This window comes from Ruegeria sp. A5 (assembly GCF_056543005.1).
The window spans coordinates 115,453-134,212 of record NZ_JBQGAV010000009.1; the positions used below are offsets into that span (position 1 = coordinate 115,453).

Consider the following 18,760-nt stretch of genomic DNA (forward strand, 5'->3'; position numbering starts at 1 on the left):
ACTTGGCCCCAGGCTCATCCCGAGGCAGGCCGTGCGTTTAGACCATTGTATGCGGCCTGTCAATCAGGCAGCAAGTATTCCACCAACTCGGTACGTTGCAAGGAACGAAAATTGTCGTCCGATACCATGGTTGCGCGCAACCGCCCGTTCTGATCGCGCCAGACCGAAAGACCCTCCAGATTGTCATGGGCCCCGGTAGCGGTTTCAAACAGCGTTTCTTCGGCCTTGGGCACGTCGCCAGAGATCACCCATCGTCGCAGGCGTGAGCGGAAGCCGATGAAAGCCACCGCACGCTCTAACACATAGAGCCTCCCGTCGGGCCCGAAATCCGCTGCAACCGGTAGGAACTTTCCACGGGGCGGCAGCACAAAAGGCGCTGACCAGCGTGCGCCATCCCAGCGATAGACCGGTATATCGCCCCGAACAGTGCGGGTCTTTTCGGTCAGCGTATACAACCGCCCGCGACCATCTATCGCCAGCGCTTCAAATGAGCCGTTGAGGTCCATATTCAGGAACTCTCGCGGGCGCGGCAGAACCCGTCCATTGGCGTCGGGGGCAGTGTAATGCACGACTCGGTGAACGCCTTCGAACGAGACGTAAACGCTGCCATCTGCAGCAACGGCGAGCCCTTCGGAATCCCCTGCCCTCCCCTTCAAGATACGGCCTTTGCTGGACAGGATCGGCCACTGGTCAAGGATTTGGATGTTTCTGATCGTATCTTGATCTCGTTCAATCCGCGCGGTGATCAGTGTTGACCGGTCACTGATAGCGACCATGTTCCGCCCGTTTTCAGAGATATGAATCGCCGAAAATCCACCGAACCAGTTGGCGTTGTCGCGCCAGACATAGCTGTCCAGCAGCGAAGCCTGCTTAAGCTCCACCGCCTGAACAGTCCCTGCCAGCAGAAGCGCCGTGATCAGTTGGATTGCAGAACGGCGGTACATTGCTGGGGTAGATCAGCCAGACGAAACTCACGACGCTTTTTCGGTGCTGGTGCATTTGGATCAGGTGGCGGTGGGTTCAGAATATTGCGCACCCATTGCTGTGCCTCGGCGCAACCATCACCCTTGGGTGGTGGGTCCTGATTTACACAACCTTTCGATCCTTTCGGGCATTTCAGCCGCACGTGGAAATGATAGTGATGTCCCCACCATGGCCGGATCTTGCGCAGATAGGCTTTGTTGCCCTTCTCGTCATTGCACATCTGCACCTTTGCACCCGGGAATACGAAGATCCGGGCAACGCGCTTGTCCTTGGCGGCTTCGCGCAATACCGCATGGTGCTGCTTGGTCCAGTTGCCGTTTACATACGCGCCGTTCGCGCGGCGCAAGGATATAGACGAGATATTCTCGCGTGCTTTGCGGCTTAGGCGCATGTTATCGCCCGGCAGCATCCAGATATCGATATCCAAACCCAACTGGTGCGAACGATGGCCCGAGGTCATCGGCCCACCCCGCGGTTGGCTGATATCCCCGATATAGAGACCATTCCACCCCGGTTGTTTCGCGGCAAACCGGCTGAGATCCTGCACATAGTCGATCGCCTGAGGATGCCCCCAATTGCGATTGCGCGACAGGCGCATGGCTTGCCAAGTTGGCCCGGTTTCAGGGAGTTGCACCGACCCGGCGGCGCACCCGCGCGAATAACTGCCGAATGCGGCGGACTTTTGCTGCGACCCCACCTTCTGGGCTCCGAATAACTGTTTGGCCAAGGGCTGTGCCGTGGCCACGCCTGCCAGTGCTATTGCGGCCAGAACGGCCAAAAAACGTAGTAAAATCATCTGCTCTGATCCCCTTCCGGTTTCACCCAGCGCATCAGGACTAGGCCCAGAATAAACAACAGAATGATCGGTGACACCCCCAGTCTTGCACTACCGGTCGCTGCTGTTGCTAGTCCGATCAATAGCGGCGCCGCAAAGGCGGTCGCCCGACCCGAAAGCCCGTACAGCCCAAAACTCTCGACCGGGGTGGCGGGATCAGTATGGCGTACCATCATTGAACGGCTGGCGGATTGCAGAATACCTCCCATGCCGCCGATCAGAACTCCGCACCCGAAGAACGCCATGTCCGGCAGGCCCGAGCCTACGGGTAATGAAATTCCGTAGATCTGTGTTCGATCCATCGACACAACCGTTACGCAGACAAAGATCAGAACCCAAATCGCAACCAATATCACCGGTTTAGGGCCGTACTTGCGATCCATCTTGCCCCCGATCCACGCAAAGATGGCCGAGGCCAGAACGCTGACGATCCCAAATACGCCGATTTTTATCAGGTCCCATTCAAGCACCAGCCGCGCATAGACGCCTCCGAAACTGTATAGCCCGTTCAGCGCGTCGCGATAGAACATAGAAGACCCCAGATAGGTCGCCAGACTGACCCGGTGACGCAAAGCCGCCACGGACTTGCCCAGCAAGCGCAGCGCCTCACCCACGCTACCCTGTTTGTTGGTCTCAGGATCATCCCGAACCCACAGGAAATACGGCACCATGAACAACACGAACCATCCAGCGGTGAAGGGGCCGACAAACCGCGTCCCTTCACGCGTTGCCGCATCCAGCCCGAACAACGGATCCATACCAATCAAGGTCTTGCCGTTGGGCTGTTCAACAAACAGCGCCAGCATGATGGCCAGCGACAGCAGGCCTCCGAAATAGCCGAAGGCGAAGCCCGAACCTGAAATCTCGCCCACTTCTCTATCGTCACCCAGATCGGGCAGCTGAGAGTTGATGAAGATCAGTGCATATTCTGCGCCCACAAAGCCCAGACCAAAAGCTGACAGCATCAACCACATGTTCGAGCCATCGGGCATCGTGTACCACAACGCGGCAGACCCCACCGCGTACATCACCGAAAACCCGAGAATCCACGGGATGCGCCGACCCGAAACATCCGCCATCGCGCCCAACAGGGGCGCTCCGAACGCGATGATCAGCCCAGTTATGGTCAGGCAATTCGCCCAGACGGTCTGCGCCTGCGCCGCCGCAGCATCGGTGTCTAATCCGGTATTCGCATAGTATTGAGCCGCCACCCCGGCGAAATAGGGGCCAAAGACAAAGGTCACCAGCAATGTATGGAACGGCTGGCTGGCCCAGTCGAAAAACCACCAGCCCCAGATGCGCTTACGCTTGGAAATCTCCGCCATCTCTGCCCCATATTATTATTGTTGCGATCATAAGACGAGGCTTTGGGTCAATTCGCAAGCGTTCTGTTGGGGCGCACTTGCTCTTTGCGGCTGTGACGCTTAGGTCTCAGGGCAATTGACGAACGGAGTGCCCATGCTGTCACTGATCCAAATCCTTCTGCTGATCCTGGACATTGTCTGGTTCATCATCCTTGCCCATGTGATCATGAGCTGGCTGATCAACTTCCAGGTGCTGAACCTGCACCAGCAACTGGTGGCGCAAATCTGGTACGGACTGAACCGTTTGTTAGAGCCGATCTACGGCCCCATTCGCCGCATTCTGCCCGCCATGGGCGGTCTGGATCTGACCCCTCTGGTGGTGCTGATCGGGGTCTATGCATTGCGGATAATCCTGATCAACAACGCGGTCTATTTCTACTGACCTCTTGTTCACCGAATCTTAGTATGTGATGGTCCTGTCTTAAGAGCAGATTAACCATAAAACAGGACCCTCCGTCGCATGTTCGACTCCGCACCCTTGTTGCGAGACGTTTTCGGATTCGACGACTTCCGCCCCGGTCAGGAAGAGATCGTCGACACCGTGACCGCAGGTGAAAACGTGCTGGCGATCATGCCCACTGGTGGGGGCAAGTCCTTATGTTTCCAATTACCTGCGTTGCTGCGAGACGGCGTGACTGTTGTGATCTCTCCGCTGATCGCCTTGATGCGCGATCAGGTGCGTGGGCTGCAGGAAGCCGGTGTCGAGGCGGGCGCGCTCACCTCGGGCAACACCCCCGAAGAAACTGATGCGGTATGGGACGCATTAGAGGCTGGGCGGCTCAAGCTTCTGTATATGGCGCCCGAGCGTCTGGCCGCCGGGTCGGCGCTGGGGATGCTGCGTAGGATTAACGTCAATCTGATCGCGGTGGATGAAGCCCATTGTGTCAGCCAATGGGGCCACGATTTCCGCCCTGACTATCTGCGGATCGGAGAGCTGCGGCGCGCTTTGAATGTTCCCCTCGCCGCGTTCACCGCGACAGCGGATGCGGAAACGCAGGACGAGATCGTCGAAAAACTGTTCGACGGTGTCGCGCCGCGCAAATTCCTGCGGGGTTTCGACAGGCCCAATATCCATCTGGCTTTTGCCGCCAAGGATGGACCGCGCAAACAGATCCTCGATTTCGCTGCCGCGCGCAAAACCCAGTCCGGCATCGTCTATTGCGGGACCCGCAACAAGACCGAGGTGCTGGCGCAAGCCCTGCGCGCCGAAGGTCACACGGCCTGCCACTATCACGGCGGGATGGAGGCCGAGGATCGCCGCATCGTGGAAGCTCGCTTTGCGCGCGAGGACGGGCTGATTGTCGTCGCTACGGTCGCCTTTGGCATGGGTATCGACAAGCCGGACATCCGCTGGGTCGCCCATGCGGATTTGCCGAAATCGATCGAGGCCTATTATCAAGAAATCGGTCGCGCCGGACGCGATGGTGGACCAGCCGAGACCCTGACCCTGTTCGGGCCAGATGATATCCGTCTGCGACGCTCACAGATCGACGAAGGGCTAGCCCCACCTGAACGGCGCATGGCGGATCATGCGCGTCTTAACGCGCTGCTGGGATTGGCCGAAGCCCTGAAATGCCGCCGCCAGAGCTTGCTGGGGTATTTTGGGGAACAGGCTGAACCCTGTGGCAAGTGCGATCTCTGCGACAACCCGCCCGAAGTCTTCGACGGCACAACGCCCGTCCGCATGGCTCTGTCCGCCATTCTACGCACCGAGGAATGGTTCGGGGCAGGTCATCTGATCGACATTCTGCTTGCCAACGAGACTGATAGAATTCGCGCACGGCGACACGACAATCTGTCCACCTACGGCATCGGCAAGGACTGGTCGCGCCCACAATGGCAAGCGATCTTCCGGCAGATGATGGGCCATGATTTGGTGCGCCCCGACCCTGAACGCCACGGCGCGCTGCGTATGACAGAAACCGCCAAACCCATCCTGAAAGGTGAGGCGTTGATCGATCTGCGCAAGGATACCATCCGCAAAGCCACCCGACGATCCGCTGTCAAAGCGATGGTGTCCGAGGAAGACGCGCCGCTGCTCTCGGCGCTCAAGGCCAAGCGGCGCGCACTGGCCGAAGCCGCTCGGGTCCCGGCTTATGTCATTTTTCCTGATCGCACCCTAATCGAGATGGCAGAAACCCGACCTGCAAATCTGGATGACATGGCGCGGATCAGCGGTATCGGGTCAAAGAAACTGGAACGCTATGGTTCCACTTTCCTTGAGGTGCTGACCGGCGCGGTAGAAGAATTGCACCCGGCGCGGCGCAAACTTGCCGGCCGCAATCAGGGCGACATTTACGATCAGTTGCTTGAGGTTCAATCGCAATTGTCGCGTGGCCCCGACGGGATCGACAAACCGCTAAGCTGTACGGCCTCGCAACTGGCGAAAGTGGCGCAACTGCACCCGAATGATCCACGAGCGATGGAGCAGGTTCTGGGTGACCGTCGTCACGAAAGGTTTGGCGCGGCGTTTCTGGACGTGCTGCAACAGGCGGGCTAGATACGCCTGAACAGGCGAGAAACGAGGGCGGATATGCTGGTAGTGATTTCCCCGGCCAAGCGGCTGGATTGGGCAGAACGAAACGTCGAATTAACCCAACCCGATTTTCAGGATGACGCGATCCGCTTGTCGAAGACCGCACGCAATCTGACATTGGGCGATCTGAAAAAACTGATGGACCTGAGCGACGACTTGGCCCGCCTGAACCGCGACCGGTATCGTATGTTCTCGGACGCGCCCGATGCGGAGACGACGCGCCCTGCCGCACTGGCGTTTGCGGGCGATACCTATCAAGGGCTTGAAGCCGCATCGCTGGATGCTGACGAAATGGCCTGGGCACAGGATCACCTGCGCATTCTGTCCGGGCTTTATGGCGTATTGCGCCCGCTGGATGCCATACAGGCCTACCGGCTTGAGATGGGTAGTAAACTGAAAACCAGACGCGGAAAAAACCTGTACGAATATTGGCGCGATCAGCTAAGCAAGGTGCTGAACGCGCAGGCCGCCGAAACTGACAGCAAGGTTCTGGTGAACTGCGCCAGTCAGGAATACTTCGGCGCGGTCGACCTGAAGGCACTGAAGCTGCCCGTTGTGACCCCGGTCTTCATGGAGGACAAGGGCGGCACCCCCAAGATCGTCAGCTTCTTTGCCAAGAAAGCGCGCGGTGCGATGGCACGCTACATCATCCAGCACCGCCTGACCGATCCCAGTGGCCTGTTGGATTTCGACAGCGGTGGTTATGAATACAGGGCAGATCTGTCTGACGACTACAAACCTGTGTTTGTTCGCCCCTATCAGGCCTGATCAAGCAGTGAAGGGTCGTAGGCTACAAGCTCAACGGTGTTCCCTTCGGGGTCTTGGGTGAAGATACCGCGCCAGCCGATCCAGCCGAAATGCTCGACCCGATAAGGCTTGTCGATCTGGTCGTACCAGCGCATGACAGCATCCTGTTCGACAAAGGGCAGCGACAGCGCGATATGGTGCAGGGCCGAGGCACCCCCTGTTACTGGCACTGCCGCGCCAGTCTGGCCCGATCCACGCTCAGAGCCAACAGACTGGTGAAACAGGGCCAGCACCTGTGTATGTCCACCAAACCCTTCGGCAATCCGAAAAAAGGTGATGGCGCTGTTATGGTCGCCTTGCAATCGCTGCAACCCGATCACCTTCTCATAGAAATACACCATTGCCGCCATATCGGTGCAGCGAATTGCAATCTCACCCAATCCCCGGGGGCGAAAACCGCGCTCATCTGACATAAATCGATCCTATTCCGTACTTTCACTTTCTGCACCGACCAATTGGGCATCGGCTGGACGATGTTCCAGTATCATCTTGTGGATCAGCTTCTTGTGCAACGGTTTGGTCATGTAATGATCAAGCCCGGCTGCCAGTATGCCCTGATCATCCCCTGTCATGGCATGGGCCGTCAGGGCCACTATGGGAACATGTCGATCCGTGCCGATCTCGCGCCGCCGGATTTCACCCGTCGCCTCTTTCCCATCCATCTTGGGCATCGAGATATCCATGAAAATCAGGTCCGGGTCGAAACTGGCGAAGGTTTCGACCGCCTCCAACCCATTGGAGACGAATTTCAAATCGATATTCAGATCTTTGGTCATCTTTTGAAGGATCAGTTGATTGGTTCGATTGTCCTCGGCTGCCAGAACTCGCATCAGCCTCTGATTCTGCGGAACTTGCGCATGAGTCTCGGGATCAGCGACGCAGTCGTCACTGCGATCCGACTTGAATACAGGAGCACCCAGCGCCATCAGCCGTGAATACAGCTCGGCGCGAGGAATGGGCTTTTGCAACACGCCGTCAATCAGGCGATGGGCCGGGTCGGCATGAATCACACCCGGATTGGCCGACATCACCACAATTGGCAGATCACCCCATCCTTTGTCGCGCAGTGTTGTGGCGAGTTCCAGACCGTCCATGTCCGGCAGATCGTGATCGCACAGCACCAGATCAATAGTTTTGTCCATTGCAGAAAGCGCTTCAGCCCCTGTTGAACAGGTGAGCGCCTGAGACCCAAGGCGGCTCAGTTGCTTGGTCAAAATGGCGCGGTTGACGGCCATATCCTCGACCACCAGAACACGGCCCAACTGCCCCGCCAGATCAGGCGGAACGGGCTGCGGACCTTCGGCCGTGGGCAGTGTGATACGGAAACCAAAGCAAGATCCTTTGCCCGCGTCACTTTCGACCCAGACGGCACCGCCCATCATCGAGATCAGCCGCTTGGTGATTGCCAGCCCCAAACCCGTGCCTTCGAATTGGCGGTTCTGAGCATCCTCAACCTGATTGAATTCACCAAAGATGTGCGGGACCTTGTCGGCTTTGATTCCGATACCCGTATCCTCGATGGCCACGTGGATGTCGCAGGTTTCAGTTGTCGCGTCAGGAACGCCGGTCACCCGAATAAGGACATGGCCTTGCGCGGTAAACTTCACTGCATTGCCGACAAGGTTGGTCAGAATCTGCCGAATCCGCCCCGGATCACCCACAAAAAGCGTCGGCAGGAACAGGTCATAGTCCACCAGCAAGGTCAGGCCCTTGTCGCGTACGCTGGGTTGCAACAGCATCGCGACCTCAAGGATACAGCGCTCCAAATCGAACTGTTCGGGGTGCAGCGTCAACTTGTCGGCCTCGATCTTGGAATAGTCGAGAACATCGTTGATGATGACCAGCAAAGCCTCGCCCGAATTGCGAATTGTGCTTACATAGAGCCTTTGTTCTTCGTTCATCGGGGTTTCGGTCAGCAGTTCGGTCATACCGACGATCCCGTTCATCGGCGTGCGAATCTCATGGCTCATATTGGCCAGAAAGGCGGATTTGGCGCGGTTTGCGGCCTCGGCCCGTTCACGTGCAGCGTCCAGCTCGGCCTCATGCCGGACCGAGGCTGTGATGTTCAACGCCAGGCTCAGCACGTCACCGCCGTGGCCCCGCTGATCAATCAGCCGGATATATTGGCTGTTCCACAACTGGATCACCTCGGGTTCGGGGTGCGGTTGCGCCCAGCGTGCAAGCATACGCACCTGCCAGTCCGCGATATTTTCTGCGCCGATGTCCACGATCCCTTCATGGGTCAGAATTTCAAGAATACGCGTGTAGCTGATCCCCGGCGCGACCTCTTCCAGCCCATCGAATACGCTTAGGTAAGCGGCGTTGGCACCGATCAGTGTGTTGTTGCCGTCGAAAAAGGCAAACCCGTCAGGGATGGTCTGGATCGAATGCCACAGGCGGCGTTCAGCCACTTCGATCTTGGCATTGGCCACGGTCAGATCGGATTTGACCTTTTCGTTTTCATCGCGAACCGTCGCAACTTCGGCCTGAGTCTCATCGATCTGACGTGTCAATGCGATAGCATGACGTCCCAATTTGCGGTTGGCAGCAGACAACTCGGCCTGTTTCAGATGCAACAACCGCTCGGCCGCCAGTCGTGCGCGCCGTTCCTGCGCCAGTTTCTCAGCAAGACTCATGTAAAGTTTTCCCGCGATAATCTGCTCAGAGCATCGCGGTAGAGCATGAAAAAGTGCTTAAGCAGCGTTAGCGACGTCCCTCGCGCAACCAACCGGCCAAGAGGAACCCACCGGCCAGCAACAGCACCAGCCAGGGTGGAAGCAACCCGGCCTGTGTAACATCGCGGGTTTCATAGGCGTCGCGCGGGGTCAGACCGATCCAGCCCCGACCTGCTGCCGGTCGGCCCGCACGGACATTCCGGATTGAGGGCAGACCCTCTTCCAACCGGATCGTTCCCCCGCGCAGGCTGGCCAGAACGGGGCTTAGAATCTCATCGGTCGCGATCGTGCGCTCGAATTCCTTTGGTGCAGCAGGACCAAGACCGATCACGGCAGAATGCGCACCCTCTTCCAGACGGTACAGGCCAATTTCAGGGCCGAAGTACTGCGCCTCGAACCGACCGGGCGAGACTTCGTTTAGCGTAATCTCCAAGGTGTCGCCGTTGGGGAGGGTGACGGTGACCGGGCCAACCTCATCCTCCAGCGTTTGACGGATAATGCGCATGGACTGGCCGTTCGCTTCGGCCCACAGCGCCTCTTCCTCAAGCTCGGGTTCTTTCATCATCCAATGCGCCAGCCTGCGGAGTAGTTCCAGCTGCGGGCCACCACCCTCAAAGCCGCGGCTCCATAGCCAGGCGTGGTCTGATGCCATCAGCGCCACACGGCCTTCACCCACGCGATCCAACAGCAGCAACGGACGATCATCCACGCCGGTCATGAGCATATTGCCGGACAGCTGGCTGACATCGATCTGGCGCAGCCAAGCGCCCCAAGTCTCAGCATCGCCCAGATCAGCGGTAACCGGATGACGCTGGCCCAGATCGGTGACCATGGGCACGTACCGTTCCTCGTAAACCCGCGCACTGGGTTTTGCGGGCAGGACCGGCCCAAGCGGGGATCGGTACAGGCTGTCAGCCGTGGCAAAATCAGGGCCAGCAGCGACCAGCACCGCGCCACCATTGACGATATAGTCGCCAACATTGTCCAGATAGATCGCAGGCAGGATGCCGCGCCGCTTGTAGCGATCAAAGATGATCAGGTCGAAATCATTGATCTTCTCCAGAAACAACTCTCGCGTCGGGAAGGCAATCAATGAGAGTTCGTCCACCGGAACGCCGTCCTGCTTTTCCGGTGGCCGCAGGATGGTGAAATGGACCAGATCAACCGAGCTGTCGGATTTCAACAGATTGCGCCACGTACGCCCGCCCGGATGCGGCTCGCCCGAAACCAGCAGAACACGCAGGCGATCCCGCACGCCGTTCATCTGGATCAGAGCCGTGTTGTTGCGGTCAGTCAGCTCACCCTCGGCCTGCGGAACCGTGAACTGGATGACGTTCCGACCGCCATGCGGCAGCGTGATCGGGAGCTCGACCTCCAGACCGATTGGAATGGTGAACTGCTCGGGTTCACCTCCATCGACGGAAATCTCAAGCGGAGCGTTAGTAACTCCAGCAGGCGCAGCGCCAGTATCTTCGACGCGCAGGGTCAGGGTCACGGGTTCACCGATAATGGCGAAGGCTGGGGCGTTACGCACGATCAGGCGCCGATCCCAATCGCCTTCGCGCCCGGTCTGCAACAGATGCATTGGAGCAGGCAGGTCGGGTGCCAGGTCTGCATCATGAACGATGCCGTCTGACACCACGATAATGCCCGCTATCCGCGCACGGGGTTCTTCGGCCAGCGCCGCGTTCAGCGCAGCCATGACCTGCGTGCCCTCGTCACCATCGCCGTCACCAACCTGGATGCGGCGCAGCTCGGTATTTTCTCGGGCTTCGATCTCGGTCGCGAGGTCGTTGGCAGCCTGAGCAGTCTGTTCGGCACGATCCGATAGGGTTTGACTGGCGCTTTCATCTTCGATCATCAACACGATGTCGGTAAGCGGCGCGCGATCTTCGACCTGATAGACAGGACCGCTAAGCGCCCCGAGGATGACCAAGGCCGCCAAGCCGCGCAGGGCCCAGCCCGACAGACCGCGCCAAAGCGCCAGAACCACACCTGACATGGCAATCAATGCCACGGCTGCCAGAAACGGCCAAGGGATTAGCGGGTCAAAGATGACGGTTCCGGTCATTGTCCCAACCTGTCCAAAAGCGCGGGCACGTGAACCTGATCGGATTTGTAATTCCCGGTCAGCACATGCATCACCAGATTAACCCCAAACCGATTGGCCAACTCGCGCTGCCGTTCTCCGGCATAACCGCGACCCACGGGCAATAGGGACTGACCGTTGCGATCCACCGCCCAGGCCCCGGCCCAGTCATTACCGCCGATCACCACCGGGGTCACGTTATCGTTGAGGTTTCGGAAGGGCATTCCTTCGATCTGCTCGGCATCGGGTGGCGCGGCCTCGACCCAGACCTCGGTGCCAGAATATCGTCCGGGGAAATCCTGCAGCAGATAAAAGGCGCGGGTCAGGACATGATCACGCGGGACAGGCTCTAATGAGGGGATATTCAACGGGGCGGCCAGTTGTTGCAGCTTACGCCCATTGGGGCTGGACGCCCCGAAACCGGCGATATCGGCGTCGCGCGTATCAAATAAAATCATCCCGCCCGAACGCAGATAGGCGTTCAGCTTTGCATAGGCTTCAACCGAGGGCTGTGGCTGGTCCGGAGTAACAGGCCAATAGAGCAGCGGAAAGAATGCAAGCTCATCACGTTCAAGGTCGATGCCAATCGGATCGGCGGGTTCGACCGAAGTGCGAAAATGCAGCGTCTGCACCAACCCGCGCAGCCCGGCGAGCGCGATATCGTCGACCTGAGCATTCCCGGTAAGTACATGCGCCAGCACAAGCTCATGCGTCGCGTTCAATGCAAAATCGGTGTCTTCAGGGGTCTGTGCCCGCACCTCAGGGGCAAGGAACAGGGCAGCAAGCGCAAATGCAACAGGGGTTGCCTTGGCCAAGCGCCCCGACAACGCCAAAGACGCAATCACATCGATTGTCAGCAACAACAGTGCAAGGCCAAGCAACGGCCCTTCCAACGGAGTCTCATTGCTGATCTCCTGACCCCGGATTGGGACGTCAGACGGCCAGATCACCGGGGATAGTACAGCATCCTCGGCAAGAACATTCCGCGCCAGTTTCTGCTTGCCGTTTTCATAAAGCCCCGGGCGCAGGTCCGGCCCGATTTGCCCAGAAACCAGTTCGACTCCATCGACACCGGGCAGCGTTCCTGCGTCAGTCAAAACACCGAAGCCATCCATTATTTGAATCGGCTCCCATACGGTGCCCTGCATCTGAGCCTCTTGACGCGATTTGGCAGCAGAGGCAACGGCAAGCCGGTCGAGCATTTCGACAAACAGCCCGGACAGCGGAAGGCTGGACCATTCCGCATCAGCCGTGACATGGAACAGAACCACCTGCCCCAGCCCCAGCGGTTTTCGGGTCACCAATGGTGTGCCATCCGACAGTGATGCAATGACCCGATCCGCCAAATTAGGATCTGGTTGTGCCATGACCTGAGTGGTCACAGAGACGTCCGCAGGAATCTCCAACCCATAGAACGGCGAGTTTTCAGTGAACGGAGCAAGCCCCTTCGCTTCACCCCAGCTCATGGCGCCGCCGACCGAGCGGCCACCGCTACGAAGTCGAACCGGCAACAGTGCATCCTCAGTATCGCGCCCCAGATCGCTGGCGGCCATGCGTGGGCCGGCAAAGCGCAGCAGCAGGCCGCCCTGTTCAACCCATTCGACGACTTCAGCCTGTTCCGACTCGGACAGCTTGGCCACATCCGCCAATACGATCACATCCGGGTTCGCGGGGAGAACCTCGGCCAGGCCGCCTTCGACAAAATCAGCGGTCGGAATCAGTACCTGTGTCAGGTAGTGAAGCGGCGACAGTAACTCTAACCCTTCGCGGTTCAGGGTACCTGCGATCAATGCCACTTCGCGCCGACGCAGGCTGTCATCTGTCAGTGTAATGGCACCGGCAGAGCGCTGGCCTTGAATCTCGAACCGTGTAATGCGTGCGCGCAGTTCCGATGGAAGCGCAAGATCAATTTCCGCCTGCGTAGAGCCGTTTTCGAACTCAAGATTGGTCGATTGCAGCACCCGCATTGCTCCTGCCGGGTCGCGCCCTTGCGCCAGAACGGTGACTCTTTCCTCTGGTCCTGGATTAGCGCGCTGTACGCTGAGTCGGATTGCGCCGTCCTGATAGGTGGCGGGCAAGATCGCGGTAACGGGTGCAGTGGATTGGTAGACAATCACGTCCCCACGCGCCTGAAGGGCAGAAGTCAAACGATCATGGCCGACATAGGACAGACGGTCGCTGAACCAATGGGTGTCGAAGCCACCTTCAACCTGTCCCAACGCGATCAGAGTTTGGTCAATCTGCGCTTGGGTTGGTTGCCACGGCATCGGTGTAAGGCCCGGCAGACGCCCACGCCACGCCTCGGCGGCCTGAAACACAGGTGCCTCAGGCTCAGTCAGACGCAAGATCGACACAGGACGACCCGCCCGCCCGGCTTCCGTCAATTGCGCATCAATCTGATCAAGTGTCGAGGACCAACGTGTCGCGCCCCCCCAGCCTGCATCCAGCACCAGCAGTAGCGGCCCGGATCCGGTCTCATCGCGTGAGGGGTTCAGCACCGGCCCTGCCAGCCCGATGATGATCGCTGCGGCTGCCAGCATCCGCAGTAGCAGCAACCACCATGGTGTACGGTCCGAAACGCTTTCATCATCCTTAAGGCCCAGCAACAAGGTAACCGCAGGGAACAGTCGGCGGATCGGCGCAGGCGGAACAGCGCGCAGGATCAGCCACAGGATCGGCAGGGTCAAAAGGCCCAGCAGCACCCATGGCGCGGTAAAGCCGATGCCTGCAAGAACCGTCATTGCGCACCCCCATCTAAGGCGCGATAAAGCCACAACAGAGCCGATTGAGCACTGTCACCGGTGTGATGGAGCCCCATCTGCCATCCGGTCGCACGACAAAGCTGCGTCAGCGCGTCCTTATGCTGCGCAAGGCGATCCAGATAACGATCACGCAGGTCTGCGGCCTTCAAGGTTTCATGTCGAGCGGTGCCACCAACACTTTCAAAAATGGTACGTCCCGAATAGGGGAAGGATTCTTCGCTGGGATCCAGAACCTGCAACAACACGCCGCGCACGCCCCGGTCGGCGGCTTTGGTCAGCGCAAGCTCGACCTCGTCCAGCGGCCCAAGAAAATCCGAAATAAATACCGCACGCGCATGCGGGATCATGGCGCGGTGTTCGGGTGGCGCGTAATCGGTTTGCGCATCTTCAGACCAGGCTTGGGCCAGCCGAATGATCTGAGCATTCCCCCTGCGCGGGGGCAGCGTCGTGCCAGTCAGACCAACGCGCTCGCCGCCACGCACAAGCAGGATAGCGGTCGACAGCCCCAGCAGGCGCGCACGATCGGCCTTGGTCGGCAAGTTCTTGTCCGAAGCAAACCGCATCGACGCGCCCTGATCGACCCAAAGCATGATCGACTGTGCAATCTGCCATTCGCGCTCACGTACAAACTGCTGATCACCACGGGCCGAACGGCGATGGTCGATCAACCGGCGACTGTCGCCAATCTGCGCAGGGCGGTACTGCCAGAAATCATCCCCCAGACCCGAGCGTCTCCGCCCGTGATCGCCCAATAACACAGTTCCGGCCAGATGCTCGGCACGCGCCAATAACGGCGGCAACCGGGACGCCTCGGCCTCGGAGCGTTCGCGTAGGGTCTGGGCGGCGCTCACGCCGCGGCCTCTGTTCGGACCAGCCCAGTAGCGGTGGACTCAATCAGGTCAGAGAGGCTGTCACCACGTGCCCGCGCCGCGAAGTTCAACGCCATACGGTGGCTGAGAACCGGACGGGCCATGGTCAGAACATCCTCGGCATTGGGGGCCAAACGGCCTTCCAGCATCGCATTTGCGCGCACGGTCATCATCAGAGCCTGCGCAGCGCGCGGTCCGGGACCCCAGGCAACAGTTTCCTTCACCCGCTCTGACACACCTGCCTCATCCGGGCGGAAGGCGCGGACCAGATCGAGGATCAGTTCGACAACCGACTCTCCTACAGGCATCCGGCGCAACAGAACCTGTGCGGCCAGCAATTCTTCTTTGGTGAAAATCTGATGCGCCTCGGCTTCCTCAACACCCGTGGTAGCCAGCAGAATATCACGCTCGGTCTGGCGATCCGGATATTCCACGTCGACCTGCACTAGAAACCGGTCCAGTTGAGCTTCGGGCAATGGATAGGTCCCTTCCTGCTCAATCGGGTTCTGCGTTGCCAGCACATGGAACGGTACGCCCAATTCGCGGTCTTCGCCCGCGACTGTCACCGTACGCTCTTGCATCGCCTGCAACAGTGCCGATTGAGTCCGGGGACTGGCACGGTTGATCTCATCCGCCATCAGCAACTCACAGAAAATCGGGCCGGAGATGAAGCGGAAATGGCGGCTGCCATCTTCGGCAGTATCCAGCACTTCCGAGCCCAAAATATCAGCAGGCATCAGGTCCGGCGTGAACTGGATGCGGTTGCCATGCAGGCCCATCACGGTCGAAAGCGTCTCGACCAACCGCGTCTTGCCCAGCCCCGGCAGACCGATCAGCAGCGCGTGACCGCCGCACAAAAGCGCGGTCAGGGTCAGGTCCACGACCTTCTCCTGCCCGATAAAGCGGCGGGTGATCGAGGATTTGGCCTCTTGCAGCTTGTTTTCCAGCGCTTCGATCTCGGACACGAGGTCGGCAGGTTCGGACATGAGGTTCCCTTCCGTGGACTGTTATGATTGAAGTGTATCGCGCTGAGAGGAAATGGCAAAAGCAATGAGCGGACAAAAACCCGTGACCCCTTCGCCAGACGGTCTGGCGGCTTCGGTCAAAGCGGCCAAAACGCGGGGTTTGCCGCCCGTTCACCTATGGAATCCTCCGTTTTGTGGCGATCTGGACATTCGGATCGCCAAAGATGGCACTTGGAGTTATCTAGGGTCACCGATCAACAGGGTCGAGCTTGTTAAGCTATTTTCCTCAATTCTTAAGAAAGAAGAGGGTAGGTACTTTCTCGTCACTCCCGCTGAAAAGGTGGGAATCACCGTCGAGGATGCGCCGTTTGTTGCCGTTGATTTTGAGCATGAGGGACAAGGCGAAGCCCAACGTCTGACTTTTACGACGCAAGTGGGCGATACAGCCATCGCCGGGCCCGATCACCCGATACGCATTGTCCTAAATACGGAAACTGATGAGCCCTCACCCTACATATTGGTGCGCGCGAATCTTGAGGCGCGCATTGATCGCAAGAGCTTTTACCGGTTGGTCGAGATCGCCGGACATCACGACGGTTGGTTTGGTGTCTGGTCGGACGGCCAGTTTTTCCCACTGATCGCATCCGATGTGCTAGAGGATTGAACCGGTCGCGGTTTGCGGTCCTGCGCCAGCACGACCGCAAGCGCCACCAGCGACGCGCCCAGCGCGCGGGTCCAGTTCCAGTCCTCGCCCAGCGCCATCATGATCACCATCACATAAAATGGCGCGATATTGATGTGGAATGACGCCAGGGCGACCCCTAGTTTTCCCACTGATGCTATGAAGAAAAATTGGCTCAGGCCCAGTGAGAACAGTGCGTAGAACACCAACATACCCATCTGCGCCACATCTACGGGGCGTGTAGGCATGACCTCTAGCCCCAGCAATCCGGCTAACGGTACTAGAATGGCTGCGGTCGACAATCCTCCGACCAAGGTAATGGTGCTACGGCCCAACTGGCTAAGCTCGGGGAAGTCGCGCGCAGTGGCCATGCTGGCCCAACAGAACAGCGCGGTAGACACCACTGCGCACATCGCGCCCAGTCCTAATTGTGCCGGTGCCACCGCGCTGGTGGCAATCAGGCCGCCAATGATTGAAATCACCAATCCCAGCGCAAAGCTCCAGCGCAATCGCCGCGTTCCCGCCACAAGCTCCATGATCGTAGCGATCAAAGGCGCACACGAGGCGATAATGGCAACGGTAACTGGGTCGGTCAGCTTCTGCGCTACAAGGATCAGGAACATCCCCGACCCTAGCCCCAAACCGCCGACCAGGAGGGCATGGCCCCAACGGGCGCGCAATACCTGAGCCGGTCCGTCCAGAATCAGCCAGATTGGTACCATGACCAACACCGCAAGAGACATCCGTGCTGCGAACAGGGCGATAGGTGGCCAGCTTTGCAATAGGATCTCAGCCGCCGGGAAACCCGCCGCCCACGTCAGCATCGAAGCCACCGCCAGCGTATTTCCGGTGAACGCGGTCTGTCGACCGTCAGATACAGCTATAGCGGTCCCGCGCGCGGGTTCAGGGCTCATGGCCATCGTGATCAGACCTTATTGTTGGCGCGGCCCTCGCAACGGGATACCGCTTGAGCCTGATGGTCCCTGATTCGAAAGCCTTTATCTGGCCGATTTTCGACAATCTGTCGTTTTCAGTCTCTTTCACGTGGCCGTCGTGATCGTTAGGCTCTGCAAAGTTCGACACCGGATGCCCGATGCCCAGATTTGCCGCCAATCTTTCACTGCTGTTTGCAGAACTGCCCTATCTCGACCGGTTTCAAGCCGCCGCGCAGGCCGGGTTTACGGCTGTTGAAATTCTCTTCCCCTACGACCTCGCGGCCAAAGAGACCCGCCGCGCGCTGCTGTCCAGCGGGCTTGATCTGGTGCTGATCAACGCCCCGCCCCCGAATTATACCGGCGGTGAACCGGGTTACGCCGCCATGCCCGGCAGCTCTGACAGGTTTAAGTCCGATATCCGGCGCGTTCTGCGCTACGCGGATGTGCTGCGGCCAGAGATGATTCACGTTATGGCAGGATACGCTTCCGGCCCCGAGTCCCTGCGTTGTTTTGTCGAGAACCTGCAATGGGCCGCCGACCTCGCGCCGGCACAGCGGTTTACAATCGAACCGCTCAACCCCGTATCGCAACCCGGTTACTTCCTGAACAATTATGATCTGGCCGCCGAAGTGCTGGACCGCTTCGACCGCGCAAATGTCGGCCTACAATATGACAGTTTTCATGCACAGATGATCCACGGCGACGCGCTGGCGATTTGGCACCGTTTTCAGCCCCGTATTGTCCATGCACAGATCGGGGCTGCGCCGGATCGCTCGGAACCCGGGCTGGGTACAATGGACTTTGCCGCGTTGTTTGCTGCGATGGACCAGTCGGATTACAGCGGCTGGGTCAGCGCCGAATACAACCCCTCAACTCGGCGGACTGAGGACTCACTGGCTTGGATACAGTATTAAACCCTATATGAACGCTGGATTTTCAGACTGAAATGGCGCAATTGAGGGCATCGACACGCCAAGGATGCCCCGCATGATATCTGCCCGCTATGCCAATGCCCTGTTCGCCTTGATCATGTCCGGCCTGATGTCCTGCGTCGTCACCGGCATAGCCACGCTAAAAGCTATCGGCTTCAGCCCTTCAACACTCGGAGACTGGATGGCCTCTTGGGCCTTTTGCTGGCCTATCGCCTTTACCGTCATCCTGACGCTGGGCCCTTTCGTAAAACGCCTGATCGCCCGCCTGGTCAGGCCAGAAGCCTGACCCGCTGCAAAGAGGGCCCGCAGGGCTTGATAAGCTGCG

At 58.9% G+C, this 18,760-nt stretch carries 16 protein-coding genes; 6 read left to right on the top strand and 10 right to left on the bottom strand.

Annotated elements, in window-relative coordinates; genetic code table 11:
* Positions 1–59: 59 nt before the first annotated feature.
* From ACR0AY_RS18040 to ACR0AY_RS18050, 3 genes are read right to left on the bottom strand one after another with little or no spacing between them, the layout of a single operon-like run.
* Positions 60–944, bottom strand: a complete 885-nt coding sequence (locus ACR0AY_RS18040; RefSeq protein WP_170515192.1) for an esterase-like activity of phytase family protein — start codon at positions 942–944, stop codon at positions 60–62.
* Entirely contained in the window at positions 917–1,780 is an 864-nt protein-coding gene (mepA, locus tag ACR0AY_RS18045) for a penicillin-insensitive murein endopeptidase (protein ID WP_170515195.1), read from the bottom strand. The genes ACR0AY_RS18040 and mepA overlap by 28 nt, the downstream gene beginning before the upstream one ends.
* Complete coding sequence (locus ACR0AY_RS18050) at positions 1,777–3,144, bottom strand: MFS transporter (protein WP_170515198.1); 1,368 nt, start codon at positions 3,142–3,144, stop codon at positions 1,777–1,779. The genes mepA and ACR0AY_RS18050 overlap by 4 nt, the downstream gene beginning before the upstream one ends.
* Before the next feature lie 133 nt (positions 3,145–3,277).
* Here ACR0AY_RS18050 and ACR0AY_RS18055 point away from each other — a divergent pair, with 133 nt between their 5' ends.
* From ACR0AY_RS18055 to yaaA, 3 genes are all read left to right on the top strand, one after another.
* A complete protein-coding gene (locus ACR0AY_RS18055) occupies positions 3,278–3,565 on the top strand; it encodes a YggT family protein (protein WP_170394943.1) in 288 nt (95 codons plus the stop codon).
* A gap of 78 nt (positions 3,566–3,643) precedes the next feature.
* On the top strand, positions 3,644–5,683 hold the full coding sequence (gene recQ / locus ACR0AY_RS18060) for a DNA helicase RecQ (RefSeq protein ID WP_170515200.1): 2,040 nt from the start codon (positions 3,644–3,646) through the stop codon (positions 5,681–5,683).
* A gap of 33 nt (positions 5,684–5,716) precedes the next feature.
* On the top strand, positions 5,717–6,487 hold the full coding sequence (gene yaaA, locus ACR0AY_RS18065; RefSeq protein WP_170515204.1) for a peroxide stress protein YaaA: 771 nt from the start codon (positions 5,717–5,719) through the stop codon (positions 6,485–6,487).
* Here the strand turns inward: yaaA and ACR0AY_RS18070 are convergent.
* From ACR0AY_RS18070 to ACR0AY_RS18095, 6 genes are all read right to left on the bottom strand, one after another.
* Positions 6,478–6,939: a VOC family protein gene (locus ACR0AY_RS18070; protein ID WP_170515208.1), complete on the bottom strand. Its 462-nt coding sequence runs from the start codon at positions 6,937–6,939 to the stop codon at positions 6,478–6,480. The genes yaaA and ACR0AY_RS18070 overlap by 10 nt on opposite strands.
* Before the next feature lie 9 nt (positions 6,940–6,948).
* Positions 6,949–9,162 (bottom strand): response regulator, encoded by a 2,214-nt coding sequence (locus ACR0AY_RS18075; protein ID WP_170515211.1) that lies wholly within the window; start codon positions 9,160–9,162, stop codon positions 6,949–6,951.
* 67 nt (positions 9,163–9,229) lie between these two features.
* Entirely contained in the window at positions 9,230–11,272 is a 2,043-nt protein-coding gene (locus ACR0AY_RS18080) for a hypothetical protein (protein WP_170515214.1), read from the bottom strand.
* Complete coding sequence (locus tag ACR0AY_RS18085) at positions 11,269–14,031, bottom strand: DUF4159 domain-containing protein (RefSeq protein ID WP_170515217.1); 2,763 nt, start codon at positions 14,029–14,031, stop codon at positions 11,269–11,271. Before ACR0AY_RS18085 ends, ACR0AY_RS18080 begins: the two co-directional genes overlap by 4 nt.
* Entirely contained in the window at positions 14,028–14,903 is an 876-nt protein-coding gene (locus ACR0AY_RS18090) for a DUF58 domain-containing protein (protein WP_480454486.1), read from the bottom strand. The genes ACR0AY_RS18085 and ACR0AY_RS18090 overlap by 4 nt, the downstream gene beginning before the upstream one ends.
* Positions 14,900–15,907 (bottom strand): AAA family ATPase, encoded by a 1,008-nt coding sequence (locus tag ACR0AY_RS18095; protein WP_170394959.1) that lies wholly within the window; start codon positions 15,905–15,907, stop codon positions 14,900–14,902. The genes ACR0AY_RS18090 and ACR0AY_RS18095 overlap by 4 nt, the downstream gene beginning before the upstream one ends.
* 64 nt (positions 15,908–15,971) lie before the next feature.
* On the opposite strand from ACR0AY_RS18095, the gene ACR0AY_RS18100 reads away from it, so the two are divergent.
* Entirely contained in the window at positions 15,972–16,550 is a 579-nt protein-coding gene (locus ACR0AY_RS18100; protein ID WP_480454487.1) for a DUF1285 domain-containing protein, read from the top strand.
* Here the strand turns inward: ACR0AY_RS18100 and ACR0AY_RS18105 are convergent.
* Positions 16,475–17,482: a DMT family transporter gene (locus ACR0AY_RS18105; protein WP_480454488.1), complete on the bottom strand. Its 1,008-nt coding sequence runs from the start codon at positions 17,480–17,482 to the stop codon at positions 16,475–16,477. The genes ACR0AY_RS18100 and ACR0AY_RS18105 overlap by 76 nt on opposite strands.
* Before the next feature lie 179 nt (positions 17,483–17,661).
* On the opposite strand from ACR0AY_RS18105, the gene ACR0AY_RS18110 reads away from it, so the two are divergent.
* Both ACR0AY_RS18110 and ACR0AY_RS18115 read left to right on the top strand, forming a co-directional pair.
* Positions 17,662–18,417, top strand: coding sequence for a hydroxypyruvate isomerase family protein (locus ACR0AY_RS18110; RefSeq protein WP_480454489.1), 756 nt, complete (start codon positions 17,662–17,664; stop codon positions 18,415–18,417).
* A gap of 73 nt (positions 18,418–18,490) precedes the next feature.
* Positions 18,491–18,721, top strand: a complete 231-nt coding sequence (locus ACR0AY_RS18115; RefSeq protein ID WP_170408576.1) for a DUF2798 domain-containing protein — start codon at positions 18,491–18,493, stop codon at positions 18,719–18,721.
* The last annotated feature ends 39 nt before the right edge of the window (positions 18,722–18,760 follow it).

Coding starts and splice junctions, on each gene's coding strand:
- ACR0AY_RS18040 (WP_170515192.1), bottom strand. CDS start 944: ATGTACCGCCGTTCTGCAATCCAACTGATCACGGCGCTTCTGCTGGCA.
- mepA (WP_170515195.1), bottom strand. CDS start 1,780: ATGATTTTACTACGTTTTTTGGCCGTTCTGGCCGCAATAGCACTGGCA.
- ACR0AY_RS18050 (WP_170515198.1), bottom strand. CDS start 3,144: ATGGCGGAGATTTCCAAGCGTAAGCGCATCTGGGGCTGGTGGTTTTTC.
- ACR0AY_RS18055 (WP_170394943.1), top strand. CDS start 3,278: ATGCTGTCACTGATCCAAATCCTTCTGCTGATCCTGGACATTGTCTGG.
- recQ (WP_170515200.1), top strand. CDS start 3,644: ATGTTCGACTCCGCACCCTTGTTGCGAGACGTTTTCGGATTCGACGAC.
- yaaA (WP_170515204.1), top strand. CDS start 5,717: ATGCTGGTAGTGATTTCCCCGGCCAAGCGGCTGGATTGGGCAGAACGA.
- ACR0AY_RS18070 (WP_170515208.1), bottom strand. CDS start 6,939: ATGTCAGATGAGCGCGGTTTTCGCCCCCGGGGATTGGGTGAGATTGCA.
- ACR0AY_RS18075 (WP_170515211.1), bottom strand. CDS start 9,162: ATGAGTCTTGCTGAGAAACTGGCGCAGGAACGGCGCGCACGACTGGCG.
- ACR0AY_RS18080 (WP_170515214.1), bottom strand. CDS start 11,272: ATGACCGGAACCGTCATCTTTGACCCGCTAATCCCTTGGCCGTTTCTG.
- ACR0AY_RS18085 (WP_170515217.1), bottom strand. CDS start 14,031: ATGACGGTTCTTGCAGGCATCGGCTTTACCGCGCCATGGGTGCTGCTG.
- ACR0AY_RS18095 (WP_170394959.1), bottom strand. CDS start 15,907: ATGTCCGAACCTGCCGACCTCGTGTCCGAGATCGAAGCGCTGGAAAAC.
- ACR0AY_RS18100 (WP_480454487.1), top strand. CDS start 15,972: ATGAGCGGACAAAAACCCGTGACCCCTTCGCCAGACGGTCTGGCGGCT.
- ACR0AY_RS18105 (WP_480454488.1), bottom strand. CDS start 17,482: ATGAGCCCTGAACCCGCGCGCGGGACCGCTATAGCTGTATCTGACGGT.
- ACR0AY_RS18110 (WP_480454489.1), top strand. CDS start 17,662: ATGCCCAGATTTGCCGCCAATCTTTCACTGCTGTTTGCAGAACTGCCC.
- ACR0AY_RS18115 (WP_170408576.1), top strand. CDS start 18,491: ATGATATCTGCCCGCTATGCCAATGCCCTGTTCGCCTTGATCATGTCC.